The sequence below is a fragment of the uncultured Litoreibacter sp. genome, from assembly GCF_947501785.1.
Lineage (GTDB): Bacteria > Pseudomonadota > Alphaproteobacteria > Rhodobacterales > Rhodobacteraceae > Litoreibacter.
This window is the reverse complement of record NZ_CANMXB010000001.1, coordinates 2,445,601-2,459,828: the sequence shown is the minus strand read 5'-3', so window position 1 is coordinate 2,459,828 and position 14,228 is coordinate 2,445,601. Positions and strand designations below refer to the sequence as shown.

Below are 14,228 nucleotides of genomic sequence, written 5' to 3'. Positions count from 1 at the left end.
GCCGCTTCTGGCTATATACTGCACGTGCTGCAACAGATGATCGGGCCATGCTGAACTTTCTAATCCGTCGCATTCTCTACATGATCCCGACCGTCTTTCTGGTTTCGGTCGTGACATTTGCGATCATCCAGCTGCCGCCGGGGGATTACCTGGACACGCTCGCCGCGGAGCTGGCGGATTCAGGCGGTCTGGACGAAGGCACCCGGCAGGCATTGGCCGATCAATACGGCCTCGGCCAGCCGATGTACGTGCAGTACCTCAAATGGATGAAGGGCATCCTGTTTCATTGGGATTTTGGCATTTCCTTTGAGAAAAATGTCCCTGTGAATGACCTGATTTGGGACCGGCTTGGTTGGACCTTTGGTATCTCGATCCTGACATTGATGTTCATCTGGATCACCGCCCTGCCGATCGGGATCTATTCCGCCGTGCGGAAGTATTCCGTTGGCGATTACGTGGCGACGTTCTTTGGCTTCGTCGGGCTTGCGGTTCCGAACTTCCTGCTGGCGCTGGTGATGATGTATGTCGCCTTCAAGTATTTCGGCCAAAGCGTCGGCGGGCTGGTCAGCCCCGAATACATTGACGCCCCATGGAGCTGGGACAAGTTCGTCGACCTGCTCAAACACATCTGGATGCCGATCGTCGTGGTTGGCACCTCGGGTGCCGCTGCCCTCATCCGCATCATGCGGGCCAATCTGCTGGACGAGCTATACCGCCCCTACGTGGTGACGGCGCGCGCCAAGGGCATGTCGGAGTTTCAACTTCTCATGCGCTACCCGGTCCGGGTGGCGCTAAACCCGTTTGTGTCCACCATCGGGTGGATTTTGCCCACGTTGGTGTCTGGCGAAATCATTGTTGCAGTCGTCATGAACCTGCCCACGACGGGGCCACTTTTGCTGCGCGCCTTGCTGGTGCAGGACATGTACCTTGCCGGCTCACTCATTCTTATTGTCAGCCTGTTGACCGTGCTGGGCACCCTAATCTCGGACCTGCTGCTGGCATGGATTGACCCAAGGATACGTTACCAATGAGCAGCGCTGACACACACCCGGACATTCAAGACGCGCCAATGGTCCCGGTCCTGCTGGGTCCCTGGGCCCTGATGTGGCGCAAGTTCAGGCGTCACAAGGTAGCTTATGTAAGCCTTTGGTTGGTTGTGTTCATTTACATCCTCGCGTTGTTCGGGAACTTCTTTGCGCCGGAAGCGCATGACGAAACCAACCGCCGTGGTATCTTTGTGCCGCCGCAGGGTATCCACCTGTTCCACACCGATGCCAATGGCGACCGACGGTTCCACCTGCATGCCAAAGCGCTGAAGATGAAGGTGGATCAGGCTACCATGCGCCGCAGCTACGAGGTGCGTGAGGACAAGACCATGCCGCTTGGATTTTTCGTGAGGGGCCACGAATACGAACTGCTGGGTATGTTCAAGGTTGACCGCCATTTGTTTGGCCCGAAAGACCCTGATGACGTTTTCTACCTGCTGGGGTCTGACCGGCTGGGCCGCGATATTCTAAGCCGCATCATCATTGGCACGCAGGTGTCCATGTCGATCGGGTTGGTCGGGGTCGCCGTTTCGCTGCTCATCGGTGTGTCGCTTGGCGGCATCTCGGGGTATTACGGTGGCTGGCTCGACAACGTTATTCAACGCGTGATCGAATTCCTCCGCTCCATCCCGACAATCCCGCTTTGGATGGGGCTGGCTGCCGCCATTCCGTTGGGCTGGCCGCCACTGAGGACGTATTTCGTGGTGACGCTGATTGTGTCGATGATCGGCTGGACCTCCCTAGCACGGGAAGTGCGGGGCAAATTTCTGTCGCTGCGCAAGGAAGACTTCATCACCGCCGCCCGGCTTGACGGCCTGTCGGATTGGGAGGTGATCCGCAAACATATGGTGCCGAGCTTCTCCAGCCATATCATTGCGTCACTGACGCTTGCAGTGCCTTTGATGATCCTTGCCGAAACGTCCCTGTCGTTCCTTGGCATCGGGCTTCAACCGCCCATCGTCTCATGGGGTACGTTGCTGAAAGAGGCGCAGAACATCCGCACAATCATCGAGGCGCCTTGGCTTCTGATCGCGCCCGGCTGCGCCATCGTCGTCGCAGTGCTCGCCCTGAACTTTCTAGGAGACGGCCTTCGTGACGCCGCTGATCCACATGCCCATTGACGCGATTGCCAAACCCGAAGGCCCGCCATTGGTCGAGATGCGAGGGCTGAAGACCCACTTCTTCACCGATGACGGCGTGGTGAAGGCGGTCGAGGGGGTCGATTTGGATGTCTATGCCAATCGGACACTTTGTATTCTGGGTGAATCCGGTTGCGGTAAGTCCATCATGGCCCGGTCCATCCTGCGCATCGTGGACGCGCCCGGGCGGATCGTCGAAGGCTCGATCATCTATCGGGCGGAGGACGGGCGCACGGTCAATCTTGCTGAGGCCAGGCCGGGCTCCAAAGCGCTGCGCGAGGTGCGGGGGCAAGACATTGCGATGATCTTTCAGGAGCCGATGTCCTCGTTGGGGCCGATCACAAAGATCGGCAAACAAATCACCGAGGCGCTCCTGCTCCATCGCAATATGAGCAAGGCGGAGGCGAAAGAGGCGGCCATTGAAATGCTGGTCAAGGTCGGCATTCCGAAGCCGGCGGAGCGGTTCGAGGCATATCCGTTCGAGCTGTCAGGCGGCATGCGGCAACGCGCGATGATTGCAATGGCGTTGTCGTGCCAACCCAGACTGCTGATCGCCGATGAGCCGACCACAGCGCTGGACGTGACCACCCAGGCGCAAATTCTGGATCTCATTGCCGAACTGCAGGAAGAACTTTCGATGGGTGTGATGTTGATAACCCATGACCTTGGCGTAGTGGCCGAAGTCGCCGAAGACGTTGCCGTGATGTATATGGGGCGGGTGGTCGAAAAGGGCGATGTATACTCGATCTTCGAAAACCCGCAGCATCCATACACGCAGGCCTTGCTGGAATCAGTTCCTCATATTGGCGGAACGCGCCGCGCACGGCTGCCTGCCATTCGGGGGATGGTGCCGCACCCGCTTGCGCGACCCTCCGGCTGCCCGTTTCGAACCCGCTGTGACCATGTGATTGCGGGCGTCTGCGACGTGACGGAGCCGGAGCTGCAAAAGGTTGGCGACAGCGCGGTAGCCTGTCATCTGCATTCCACGACGGAGGCCGCCGATGTCTGAACCCATCCTGGAAGTCCGCGAATTGCAAATGACCTTCCCCATTGGCGGCGGGTTCTTTGGCGGGCCGACCGACACCGTGCGCGCAGTCGACAATGTCAGCTTTGACGTTCACAGGGGCGAGACCTTCGGCATTGTTGGCGAAAGCGGTAGCGGCAAAACCACGTTGGGGCGCTGCATCATGCGGGTTCTCAACCCCACATCAGGGCGCATCACGCTGCATCGTACTGGTCGGGCGCCTGACGAATTGGTGACCGCAAACCGGAAGCTGCTGACCGAGATTTGGCGCGACGTGCGGATGGTGTTTCAGGACCCGCAATCCTCCCTGAACCCGCGCCTCAGAGTGGTTGAGCTGGTTGGGCAGTGTTTGCGCAAATCCGAGGGGCTGAGCGGTGCGGAACTGGCGACCAGAGTGGGCGAATTGTTGGAGCAGGTCGGGCTTCCAAAGGAATTCCTGATGCGTTTTCCGAACGCATTTTCCGGTGGACAACGGCAACGGCTCGGGATCGCCCGCGCGCTTGCGACCGGGCCGGAGCTGGTCATTGCGGATGAGGCTGTTTCCGCACTCGACGTCTCTATTCAGGCGCAAACGTTGAACCTGATGCAGGACCTGCAGGAAAAGTTCGACCTGACCTACATCTTCGTCGCGCATGATTTGGCGGTGGTAGAACATATCTGCGACCGGATTGCGGTTATGTATCTTGGCCAAATCGTTGAGCTGGCTCATCGCGACGAGCTGTTTCAAAATCCCAAACACCCCTACACCCGAGCGTTGTTGAGCGCCGTGCCAATTCCTGATCCGCGTGCGCGCAAACGTGGGCAGAACCGCAAGTCGCTTAGCGACGGGGCGGTTGCCAAAACGGGGTGCAAATTTGCGTCTCGCTGCCCACATGTCACGGATCTGTGCCGCGCCGAAATGCCGCCGATGAAAAACATCAATGGCACCGATGTCTTGTGCCATTTTGCAGGTGACGTTTAGGCGTCTTCCAAAACTAGGTCAGCGCAACGCGCGCCCAGCATCATGGCCGGGGCATTGGTGTTGCCCGCGTTGATATCGGGAACGGCAGACATATCGCAGACCCGCAGCCCCTCGACGCCGCGGACACGCAAACGGCTGTCCAGCACGGCCATGGGATCGCCATCGGCCCCCATCCGACAGGTTCCGGCGGGGTGATAATTCGTCTTCACGAAACGCTTGCAGTGGGCGCGTAATGTTTCGTCATCGTCGCCCTCGGGGATGACGATCTTACGGATGCGATCCGACAGGGGTTTGGTCTCAAACGCGCGGCGGAAGAAGCGCTGCCCCCGGATCATCTCAGCCATGTCGTCCTCGGACTTCAGCAGATTTGGGGACACGCTTGGCATCACGAAGGGATCTGACGACCTTAGGCGGACTTCACCGCGCGACGTTGGCTTAACGACCACTGTTGTGACAGTCAGCCCGTAATCATCTTCGACCTCTTCCAACGCATCGCGATCCAGGTAAACGATTGGAACACAAAAAGCCTGAATTGTCGGATCGGCGGTTGGGTCCGACGGGTTTACAAACGCCCCCGCTTCGACCCCGGCGGAAGTGACAGGCCCGCTTCCAAACAGCTTGAATTGAAGGCCGTTACGCAACATGCGCCAGCCGTTGCCTTGCTTGAAATAGCCATACGGTCCATTGGCAAAGGCTGTTACCGGAACCTCGGGGTGATCGATCAGGTTTTGCCCGACGCCCTGCAGCGGTGCGGCGACGTCAATCCCGTGCTGGTCAAGATGCGCCTCGGGGCCGATGCCTGACAGCATCAACAATTTGGGGGACACCAATGCGCCCGCGGCCAAGATAACCTCGCCGTCAACATTTGCGGAATGCTCGCCGCTTTTGTCGCGATAGGTAACCCCAGTGACGCGCCCGTCTTTGGTTTCAATCCGCGCGGCCTCCGCCTGCAACTTGATCGTCAAGTTTGGGTTGCCTTCCAGCGGGGTCAGGAACGCGTAGGCGGAAGAGCTGCGCCGACCAGCCCGGTTGGTGAACTGGTAAAACCCGACGCCGCGCTGCGTGGGTCCATTGAAGTCGGGATTGAATGGCTCGCCCAGTTGCTGGACCGCCTGCACAAACCAGCGTGACATGTCGTTGATATGCCCAGGGTCGGAGACAAGAACCGGACCCTCGCTGCCATGCAGATCGCTTGCAAAACGGTTGTTGCCTTCCATGCCCCGGAAGTAGGGGAGCACCTCGTCCCAGCCCCATCCGACGCCGTCATTTGTTCCCCGCAGCATATCGTCCCAAGCGTCATAATCCGAAGGCCTGCCGCGCATGTAAACTTGGGCATTCACGGAGGACCCGCCGCCCAGCACGTTGCCTTGGGGTATGTCATGCGCGCGGCCATCCAAATGCGGCTGTGCCTCGGTCTTGTGGTAGCGCATGAACTTCGAGCCGTTGATCATCTTGAAAATGCCTGGGGGCATATCCAGAAGCGGATGTCGGTTTGAGTAGCCGGCTTCAAGCAGAAGCACCTTCGCCCCAGCGTTCACAAGGCCGGCGGCCGCCGCGGCACCGGCCGAACCGCCCCCAATCACAATGTGATCGTATTGCGGGGTCATCCGCCTGCAGGCGCGGCAGACCGCTTGGGTGCAGCAATCGAGTCGCGCTCTATCAGCTCGCATTCCAGCTTTGTCAGCGGGTGTCGGTTGTTTCCCAGTGCGCCGTGGAAAAGTTGGTCGATCACCCACCGTCCCATGGACCGGTCGGCCAGGTTCATCGATGTCAGTGGGGGGGACAAGTGCCGTGCGATTTCGTCGTCGTCATAGCCAATAACCGAAACGTCTTCGGGGATGGACAGCCCCATTTCCTTCAAGGCCTCAAAACAGCCCACAGCCATCCGGTCATTTTGGCAGAAGATCGCCGTTGGTGGCTTGGGCAAGGCCATCAGCTTCTTGGTGCCTTCAAACCCCGAACTTGGCAGCCAGTTGCCCTCGATCACCAGCTCTTCGCGAAAGGGAAGGTCCGCTGATACCAACGCGTTGCGGTAGCCAGTCAGCCGCCCGGAGGCGCATTCCATGAACGGCTCGCCGGTAATGACGCCGATATCTGTATGCCCGGCGTTGATCAGCGCGTTTGTCGCCGTGTGGCCGCCCGCGACTTCACCGGGAACGACTGCGGGCCGCGACATGTCATCGGAATAGCAATTCAGCAAAAAGACCGGGATATCTGTCTCGCGCAGCACTTCAGGAAGCTCTACCTGACGTGTGAAAACGCAGGCATATATGATCGCCGAGACCCGTTGGTCGATGAAATATTGCAAGGTTTTTGGCTCAAGTACGGGGTCATTGCGCGTCTCGGCCAGCAGCACCACATTCCCAGTTGCCTTCACCGCCTCGAGGACGCCGTCGTAAGCGTGGACGCCTTCAGGGCTTGTGGCGAGCGTATCGATTACAAACGCAATGGGGCCGTCAATATAGCCCGGGTTTTTGCCCTGAGTTTTTGACGGCAGGGAGACGGCTTTGTACCCCAATTCACGTGCGGCATCGAGCACGCGCGCGCGCGTCTGCTCGGAAATCTTTGCTGTTTCGTTGTTGTTCAAGACAAATGAGACGGTTGGCTGTGAGCAGCCGGCGCGGCGCGCGATATCGCGCATCGTTACCCGTCCATTCACCTTCTTCTTGTCATTGCCCTTGGGCTGCGCGGCATCGTCTTTCATGTAGCTCCCCCGTCTTCGGGTAGTGTCCTAAATCAATTCCTTCGATTCCACAATGAAACGATATTACTAATATTACTAATTGACAAAGGTAATATATTATTTATCCATTTGTACGACTCGCCACGCTGCTGTGGCCCAAGTTTTGCGAGGCCCTGATGCTGACCGCCCAGACACATGATGACCTCCCCTTGGCCGGTGCCATGTTCATTGACGGGCAGTGGTTGCCACCTCAAAACCACTCGCTGATAGAGGTCGAAAACCCTTCCAACGAAGACGTAATTGCGTACATCCCTGAAGGCACGACCGACGACGCTGACGCTGCCGTTGCCGCGGCGCATGCGGCCTTCCCGGGCTGGGCGGCGCGCCCCGCGATCGAACGCGCAGGGTTCGTGAATGCGCTTGCTGCGGCGATGGACGTGGACCTCGAACGACTTGCGACGCTTGTCACGTTGGAGCAGGGAAAACCACTTGATCAGGCCCGCGGGGAGATTGGTGCGGCGATCACTTTCCTTCGTTATGCGGCCGAGAATGCACGCAGAATCGAAGGGGACATTGTTACCTCTGACAACCCTTCCGAGGAAATCCACATCCGCCGTCATCCTTATGGGGTTATCGTAGGTTTGACGGCCTGGAACTACCCGGCGGCATTGGCCACCCGCAAGCTCGGACCTGCCTTGGTGGCAGGAAACACGTTCGTGCTGTTGAGCCATGAGATAACCCCTTTGTCAGGTCTCGCAATTGCCGAATTGGCGGAAAAAGTTGGCTTGCCTCGAGGCGTGTTCAATGTCGTTACAGGTCGCGGGCCGGTGGTTGGCCAGCGTCTGGTTGAACATCCGAACACGTCATTGGTGACGATGACGGGCAGCACGAGGGCCGGGCGCGAAATCAGCAAATCCGCTGCGGATAGCTTGAAGGTCATACGGCTTGAGCTTGGTGGCAAAGCACCATTCATCGTTATGGAAGATGGCGACGTCGACGCAGCCGTCGAGGCCGCGGTCGCGGCGCGCTACACCAACTGCGGCCAAATCTGCACCTGCAATGAACGCATGTATTTGCATTCCGCGGTCGCTGACGAATTCCTGGATAAGTTTGTTTCTGCAAGCCAGGCCCTGAGCATTGGCGACCCCATGGGTGTAGTGGATATGGGGCCAAAGGTAAGCGGGCCCGAAGTCACCAAGATCGAGGAGATCGTTGCACGCGGCGTCGCGTTCGGCGCGGAGGTCTTGCTGGAAGGCGGCCGCTTGCAGGGCGGGGCCTATGACAAAGGCCATTGGATTTCGCCGACAGTGCTGGAAGTGTCCGACAACGCGTCGCCGTTGCTTCAGGAAGAGATCTTTGGACCAGTTGTCGCAGCAAAGCGCGTGGACAGCTTTGACGAGGCCGTCGCATTGGCCAATGACACCGAATTCGGTCTTTCAGCATATCTGTTCACACAAAACGCCAGGCGCATCGCGCAGGCGCCATATGCGCTCAAATCCGGCGAGATTTACCTGAATCGCAGCAATGGCGAGGCAGTTCAGGGCTTTCACACGGGTTGGGGCCAGTCCGGCCTTGGAGGAGAGGACGGCAAATACGGCTTTGACGGCTATTTGCGCAAACAGACGACTTACTTGAACTGGGGGTAACCCCGAAATCGCGCCGGGAGAGAGAAGGCGCACTTTAGTGGAGGAAAAACTATGAAACGTAGAATGCTGCTTCTGGCTGCAACAGCCCTGAGCCTTGGTGTCGGGTCGATGGCCATGGGTCAATCGCTGCCGCCTTTGGAAAAGAAAGACCGCTACAAGGTCGGCTTTTCGCAAATGGAGTCGAACAACCCATGGCGGATTGCGGAAACGAAGTCATTTCATGACACCGCAGAAATGTGCAACTGGGATCTGATTGCCACCGATGCGGCCGGTTCTGCTGCCAAGCAGGTCGCTGATGTGGACAGCATGATCGCGCAGGGCATTGACGTCTTGTTCCTGCCGCCTCGCGAAGAAAAGCCACTGATCCCGGCCGTGAAAAAAGCCAAGGCCGCTGGTATTCCGACCTTCCTGGTGGACCGTTCGGTTGACCCGGCAGCCGCCAAGCCTGGCGAGGATTTCGTGGCTTTCCTTGGCTCCGATTTCATCGACCAAGGCCGCCGCGTCGCGGATTGGACGATCGAAAACTTCAAAGGCGACAAGGGTATTATTGTCCAGCTTGAGGGCACGACCGGGTCTTCGCCTGCCAATGACCGCAAAAGCGGCTTTGATGACGCAATTGCGGCCGACAGCCGGTTCGAAATTGTGGCCTCTCAAACGGGCGACTTTGCCCGCGATTTGGGTCGTCAGGTGATGGAGACGCTGCTGCAGGCGCATCCTGATGTGAACATCGTCTACGCCCATAACGACGAAATGGCGATTGGTGCCATTCAGGCGCTGGAACTGGCAGGACGCAAGCCGGGCGAGGACGTTCTGGTCGTGTCAATTGATGGCACCCGCGACGCGCTTCAGGCCATCATTGATGGCAAGATGGGCGTCACAGTGGAAAGCTCGCCGTTCTTTGGGCCGCTGGCTTGCGAGGTCATGAATCGCTACGCCGATGGCGAAGAAATCGAGCATTGGGTGCAAGTCAAAGACCGCATCTTCACCAAAGACAACGCTGCTGACCATGTGGACGAAGCCTACTAAGGTCACTTTAATATCAAAGGGCGCGGCATCTGCCCGCGCCCTTTTTGGTGACCTGAACGTCACAGCCATTGGGGGGAGACATGGCAGAGCTATTATCCATGACGGGGATCGACAAAGCGTTTGCCGGCGTCAGCGCGTTGTCGAAGACCTCGCTTGAGGTTGCACCGGGCGAGGTGCATGCGCTGATCGGCCAAAACGGTGCCGGGAAATCAACGTTGATCAAGATCCTGACCGGCGTCTATCGGCGCGACCGTGGGACAATAGTCTTTAACGGTTCGGAAAGTGCGATCTCCAGCCCGGGGGAAGCACAGGCCGCCGGGATCGCAACAATCTACCAAGAGCTCAATCTGGTGCCGCTGCGGTCGGTCACCGAGAACGTCATTATGGGCTACGAGCCCAAAAAACTGGGTCTCTTCATTGATTGGAAGGAAGCCCACCGACGCACGCGCGAGATTTTGGCGCGGTTCGGTATCGACATTGATGTACGCGCGCCGCTGGGAAGTTTTTCGACCGCTATTCAGCAACTGGTGGCAATTGCCCGCGCCGTGTCCTTGGATGCCCGCCTTGTCATCATGGACGAGCCGACATCGTCATTGGACGCCTCGGAAGTTGAAGTGCTTTTTGGTGTTGTGCGCGGCCTGCGGGAGGCCGGCGTGTCGGTGCTCTATGTCTCGCATTTCCTTGATGAGTTGTTTGAAATTTGTGACCGCGTGACAACAATGAGGGACGGCCGGACCGTCGATTGCCGGGCCATTGAAGGCACCACGAAACTAGAACTGATCGCCGGCATGCTGGGCCGCGACGCCAAAGACATCGAACAAGCGGGCATGACGGAATTCAGTGCCGGAACAGGAAATGCTGAAAAGGGCGACGTGCTGCTGACGGCCCAAGGCGTGTCAACCGGGCCACGCCTGAACGATTTCGACATGACGTTGCACCGCGGTGAAATCATTGGCCTTGGCGGATTGCTTGGGGCAGGCCGAACTGAGGCCGCGCGCGCCATATTCGGCGTCGACCGACTGACCAATGGGTCAATCGGGATACATGGCCAGGACAGATCACTTGAGACACCCGCCGCCGCCATTCGCGCGGGGGTTGGGTATCTGACGGAAGACCGCAAAGCAGAGGGGATTATCCCCGACATGTCCGTGCGCGAAAACCTCACACTCGCCCTGCTGCCAAAACTTACGCGGAATGGCCAAATTGACCGGGCACGTGAAAAGGAGTTGGTGGCCAGCTACATCAAGGCGCTGGGCATCAAGACCTCCAATATGGAACAGCCCATTCGCGAGCTTTCGGGCGGCAACCAACAGAAGGTGTTGCTGGCCCGTTGGCTGGCCATTGATCCCGAGTTGTTGATACTAGATGAGCCGACCCGAGGGGTCGATGTCGGTGCAAAACGGGAAATCCAGGCAATCATCCGCGACTCCGTCGCCAAGGGCGTGGGGGTCGTTCTGATCAGTTCGGAGTTTGAAGAAATCGTCGAAGGGGCGGATCGGATCATCGTGCTGAACGAAGGCCGGATCGTGACCGAGCTGACCAACCCGGGCATCACCGAGGATGCGTTGGTCAGGGCATTGGCCCATACTGAAGGGGCAGCGGCATGAGCATTCAAGACACAGAACTCAGCGCCCGCCAGGCACGCTTTGCCTGGGGGCCATTCTTGCGCAACAACGGCGGGATTGTCGCGTTGGTCGTTATTCTCGTCTTCAACATTCTGGTGACGCCCAACTTCCTCCAGATGCAGACGCTGTTTGTGAATATTAGCCAGGTTGCCACGATCGCCATTGTGGCCATGGGCATGACGTTGGTTATTGCGACGGGCGGTATCGACCTGTCCGTCGGGGCGATTATGGCATTGGCGGGCGCGCTCGCGCCGTTGATTTTCCTGTCAGAGTTTGGCCAGGCCTACCCCGCACTTGGCCTTGCCGCGGCAATCATCTTGCCGCTTTTTGCGGCGATTGCGTGCGGCCTGTTTAACGGGGTGATGGTTGCGACGCTTAAGGTGCAGCCGATCATTGCCACGTTGATCCTGTTCATCTCCGGGCGCGGGATCGCTCAGGTTCTGACCAATGGCAACTTGCAGACCTTCTCGAACCCGTCCTTCAGCTATTTGGGGACCGGCAAGATCTTGGGGCTGCCCTTTCAAGGGTGGTTGGCATTGGCCATTGCGGGGGTGCTGTTCTGGGTCATGACCCGCACAACCTTTGGCCGTTACGTGCTGGCCATCGGCGGCAATGAACGCGCGGCCGAGCTGTCCGGCGGGCCCGTCAAGCGGGTCAAGATCGGCGTCTACATGATCTGCGGGGTGTTGTCGGGTCTGGCCGGTTTGATTGTCGTGGCCATCAATTCGGCCTCGGACGCGGCCAGAAACGGCAATCTGATGGAGCTGGACGCCATTGCCGCCGCAGTTGTCGGCGGCGCCCTGCTGCAAGGTGGGAGGGCGCCAATTTTCGGAGCCATTCTGGGCGCAGTGATCATCCAACTGGTGAAATACACGTTGTTGGCAAATGGCGTTGAGGACGAGGTTGCCCTGATCGCCAAGGCCGTCATCATTCTGGCTGCGGTTTACTTGCAGCAGGCGCGGAAGGAATAGCCATGTTGGACACCGATGCATTCGACCTCCGCAAGTTCCTGTCGCGCAATCCACAATCCACTGCAGTGTGGATCGCTCTGGCCGCTTTGATCCTCTTTGGCGTCCTGCGCTACGAGAATTTCGGCGGTGCCTACAACATTACCTCGTTTCTGAATTACAACTCGATGTTCATCGTGATCTCGGTTGGCATGTGCTTTGTGATCATGACCGGGGGCATTGACTTGTCGGTTGGATCGGTTGCCGCCTTCACGTCGGTTGTAGCGGCCTATCTGTCGCCCTATGGCATCCAGGTCGCGCTGCCGGGCGCGGTGCTGGCAGGTATCGGGTTTGGAGCCATCAATGCCTTTTGCATCATCATTTTGCGCATACCGCCTTTCATCGCGACGCTGGCGACAATGCTTGGCGCAAAGGGCGGTGCGTTGGTGATTTCCGGGGCGGAGACCATCTCGGTCGATTGGGGGTCCAACTTCACGCGGATGGGTATGGAGAAGGCGCTGAACATCCTGCCGTGGTCCATCGTGGTTGTCCTGGTGGTGATCGTAGGCCTGTGGGTGGTCCTTGAGAAAACCTCGTTGGGCCGCACGGTCCTGGCCATTGGGGGCGGGGCGGATGCAAGCGTATTGATGGGCCTGAAGGTCAATCGCGCGACCGCGTTCGTCTATTTGTTGTCAGGCGGGTGCGCCGGGTTGGCCGGGGTGATCCTGGCCTCGGGGTTCGGCGCAGGCCAACCGCTCGAGGGCATTGGATGGGAATTGTCGGCCATTGCTTCGGTCGTCGTCGGCGGGACGCTCTTGACCGGTGGGTTGGGCTCGGTTCCCGCAACCGTTGCCGGCGCGTTGCTGCTGGGTTTGGTGTTCAATATACTCAACTTCGAGAACGGGCGCGGGACGATCAGTTTCAGCGCGTATTGGCAAATGGTCATCCGGGGCGGGTTCCTCTTTGCAGTGATCCTGTTTCAGGCCAAGGTCATGACGTCACGATCGGATAAGAAGGCAATAACATGACCTCGATAGCTTCAATTGAAACGCGGTTGTTCCACGTGCCGCTGGCCGAGGTGCTGGTGGACGCCAAACATGGCGACCACCACTTCTTCGAGCTGGTCACCGCCACGGTCCGGTTGGAGGACGGCTCCGAAGGGACGGGCTATTCCTACACCGGTGGCAAAGGTGGTCACGCGATCAAGGCGATGATCGAGCACGACCTGACCCCATTTTTGGTCGGGCAGGATGGCGAGGATGTCGAGGCGCTGTATGATGCGATGCAATGGCATGTGCACTACGTCGCGCGCGGCGGCGTCGCCTCGTTCGCCATTTCCGCGGTTGATATCGCGCTTTGGGATTTGCGGGGCAAACGGACAGGTCAGCCGCTGTGGAAGATGGCAGGTGGTGCGGCGCAATCATGCAAGGCCTATTGCGGCGGGATTGACCTTGGGTTTGACCTTCCAAAGCTCCTTGCGTCTGTGCAGGGCTACCTGGATCGCGGCTTCAATGGTGTGAAAATCAAGATCGGCCAGCCGACGCTGGAGGAAGACATTTCCCGCATCGCGGCGGTGCGGGACCTGATCGGGCCTGACGTGGCTTTCATGGTCGACGCCAATTACTCGATGTCGACAGAGCAAGCTATTGCCGCGGCCAAAGCCTTCAAGCCCTTTGACCTGATGTGGTTCGAAGAGCCGATTATCCCGGATGACTATGCGGGCTACGCCGAGATCGCGGATGCGACCGGACAGCCGTTGGCGATGGGGGAGAACCTGCACACGATCCATGAGTTCGACTATGCCTTTGCGCAGTCCAAATTGAGCTTTATCCAACCTGACTCCTCCAACTGTGGGGGGATCACCGGATTTCTGCAGGTGGCGGAGCGCTCGCTTGAACACGGCCTGCCCATCTGCAGCCACGGGATGCAGGAGCTGCATGTCAGCCTCGTCTCAGGGCGGCCGAATGCGGGCTGGATCGAAGTGCATTCCTTCCCTATAGACACCTACACAACCCGACCTTTGGTGGTGGAAAATCATCTGGCGATTGCGCCGGATGTGCCCGGCACCGGGGTTACCTTCGACTGGCCAAAACTTGAGGCCGCTAACATTCTCACCGACTAAAGGACAAGA

General features: G+C 58.7%; 12 protein-coding genes. 10 read left to right on the top strand and 2 right to left on the bottom strand.

Going from position 1 to position 14,228, the window contains the following annotated elements; translation table 11 throughout:
- The first annotated feature begins 47 nt into the window (after nucleotides 1-47).
- The 4 genes from Q0899_RS12335 to Q0899_RS12320 are packed head-to-tail and all read left to right on the top strand — an operon-like array spanning nucleotide 48 to nucleotide 4,170.
- Complete coding sequence (locus Q0899_RS12335) at nucleotides 48-1,031, top strand: ABC transporter permease (RefSeq protein WP_299193130.1); 984 nt, start codon at nucleotides 48-50, stop codon at nucleotides 1,029-1,031.
- Nucleotides 1,028-2,167, top strand: coding sequence for an ABC transporter permease (locus Q0899_RS12330; RefSeq protein ID WP_299193128.1), 1,140 nt, complete (start codon nucleotides 1,028-1,030; stop codon nucleotides 2,165-2,167). Before Q0899_RS12335 ends, Q0899_RS12330 begins: the two co-directional genes overlap by 4 nt.
- A complete protein-coding gene (locus Q0899_RS12325; protein ID WP_298294289.1) occupies nucleotides 2,139-3,194 on the top strand; it encodes an ABC transporter ATP-binding protein in 1,056 nt (351 codons plus the stop codon). Before Q0899_RS12330 ends, Q0899_RS12325 begins: the two co-directional genes overlap by 29 nt.
- A complete protein-coding gene (locus Q0899_RS12320) occupies nucleotides 3,187-4,170 on the top strand; it encodes an ABC transporter ATP-binding protein (protein WP_298360725.1) in 984 nt (327 codons plus the stop codon). The genes Q0899_RS12325 and Q0899_RS12320 overlap by 8 nt, the downstream gene beginning before the upstream one ends.
- Here Q0899_RS12320 and Q0899_RS12315 read toward each other — a convergent pair.
- Both Q0899_RS12315 and Q0899_RS12310 read right to left on the bottom strand, forming a co-directional pair.
- Nucleotides 4,167-5,777 (bottom strand): GMC family oxidoreductase N-terminal domain-containing protein, encoded by a 1,611-nt coding sequence (locus tag Q0899_RS12315; protein ID WP_299193125.1) that lies wholly within the window; start codon nucleotides 5,775-5,777, stop codon nucleotides 4,167-4,169. The two genes, Q0899_RS12320 and Q0899_RS12315, sit on opposite strands and share 4 nt — an antisense overlap.
- Nucleotides 5,774-6,874: a LacI family DNA-binding transcriptional regulator gene (locus Q0899_RS12310; RefSeq protein ID WP_298294279.1), complete on the bottom strand. Its 1,101-nt coding sequence runs from the start codon at nucleotides 6,872-6,874 to the stop codon at nucleotides 5,774-5,776. The genes Q0899_RS12315 and Q0899_RS12310 overlap by 4 nt, the downstream gene beginning before the upstream one ends.
- 155 nt (nucleotides 6,875-7,029) lie before the next feature.
- Between Q0899_RS12310 and Q0899_RS12305 the strand changes: the two genes are divergently transcribed.
- The 6 genes from Q0899_RS12305 to Q0899_RS12280 all read left to right on the top strand — a co-directional run bounded on the left by Q0899_RS12305 (nucleotide 7,030) and on the right by Q0899_RS12280 (nucleotide 14,219).
- On the top strand, nucleotides 7,030-8,499 hold the full coding sequence (locus tag Q0899_RS12305) for an aldehyde dehydrogenase family protein (protein ID WP_298360721.1): 1,470 nt from the start codon (nucleotides 7,030-7,032) through the stop codon (nucleotides 8,497-8,499).
- Between the two features lie 51 nt (nucleotides 8,500-8,550).
- A complete protein-coding gene (locus Q0899_RS12300) occupies nucleotides 8,551-9,525 on the top strand; it encodes an ABC transporter substrate-binding protein (RefSeq protein WP_298294273.1) in 975 nt (324 codons plus the stop codon).
- An 80-nt stretch (nucleotides 9,526-9,605) separates the two neighbouring features.
- The gene (locus tag Q0899_RS12295) at nucleotides 9,606-11,132 is read left to right on the top strand and encodes a sugar ABC transporter ATP-binding protein (protein WP_299193122.1); all 1,527 of its coding nucleotides are present in this window, start codon (nucleotides 9,606-9,608) and stop codon (nucleotides 11,130-11,132) included.
- Nucleotides 11,129-12,121: an ABC transporter permease gene (locus Q0899_RS12290; protein WP_299193120.1), complete on the top strand. Its 993-nt coding sequence runs from the start codon at nucleotides 11,129-11,131 to the stop codon at nucleotides 12,119-12,121. The genes Q0899_RS12295 and Q0899_RS12290 overlap by 4 nt, the downstream gene beginning before the upstream one ends.
- A 2-nt stretch (nucleotides 12,122-12,123) precedes the next feature.
- Nucleotides 12,124-13,125 (top strand): ABC transporter permease, encoded by a 1,002-nt coding sequence (locus Q0899_RS12285; RefSeq protein WP_298294264.1) that lies wholly within the window; start codon nucleotides 12,124-12,126, stop codon nucleotides 13,123-13,125.
- Nucleotides 13,122-14,219 carry a mandelate racemase/muconate lactonizing enzyme family protein gene (locus Q0899_RS12280; RefSeq protein ID WP_298294262.1) on the top strand — a complete coding sequence of 366 codons (1,098 nt, stop codon included), beginning with the start codon at nucleotides 13,122-13,124 and terminating at the stop codon, nucleotides 14,217-14,219. Before Q0899_RS12285 ends, Q0899_RS12280 begins: the two co-directional genes overlap by 4 nt.
- Nucleotides 14,220-14,228 lie beyond the last annotated feature (9 nt).

Coding starts and splice junctions, on each gene's coding strand:
- Q0899_RS12335 (WP_299193130.1), top strand. CDS start 48: ATGCTGAACTTTCTAATCCGTCGCATTCTCTACATGATCCCGACCGTC.
- Q0899_RS12330 (WP_299193128.1), top strand. CDS start 1,028: ATGAGCAGCGCTGACACACACCCGGACATTCAAGACGCGCCAATGGTC.
- Q0899_RS12320 (WP_298360725.1), top strand. CDS start 3,187: ATGTCTGAACCCATCCTGGAAGTCCGCGAATTGCAAATGACCTTCCCC.
- Q0899_RS12315 (WP_299193125.1), bottom strand. CDS start 5,777: ATGACCCCGCAATACGATCACATTGTGATTGGGGGCGGTTCGGCCGGT.
- Q0899_RS12310 (WP_298294279.1), bottom strand. CDS start 6,874: ATGAAAGACGATGCCGCGCAGCCCAAGGGCAATGACAAGAAGAAGGTG.
- Q0899_RS12305 (WP_298360721.1), top strand. CDS start 7,030: ATGCTGACCGCCCAGACACATGATGACCTCCCCTTGGCCGGTGCCATG.
- Q0899_RS12300 (WP_298294273.1), top strand. CDS start 8,551: ATGAAACGTAGAATGCTGCTTCTGGCTGCAACAGCCCTGAGCCTTGGT.
- Q0899_RS12295 (WP_299193122.1), top strand. CDS start 9,606: ATGGCAGAGCTATTATCCATGACGGGGATCGACAAAGCGTTTGCCGGC.
- Q0899_RS12290 (WP_299193120.1), top strand. CDS start 11,129: ATGAGCATTCAAGACACAGAACTCAGCGCCCGCCAGGCACGCTTTGCC.
- Q0899_RS12285 (WP_298294264.1), top strand. CDS start 12,124: ATGTTGGACACCGATGCATTCGACCTCCGCAAGTTCCTGTCGCGCAAT.
- Q0899_RS12280 (WP_298294262.1), top strand. CDS start 13,122: ATGACCTCGATAGCTTCAATTGAAACGCGGTTGTTCCACGTGCCGCTG.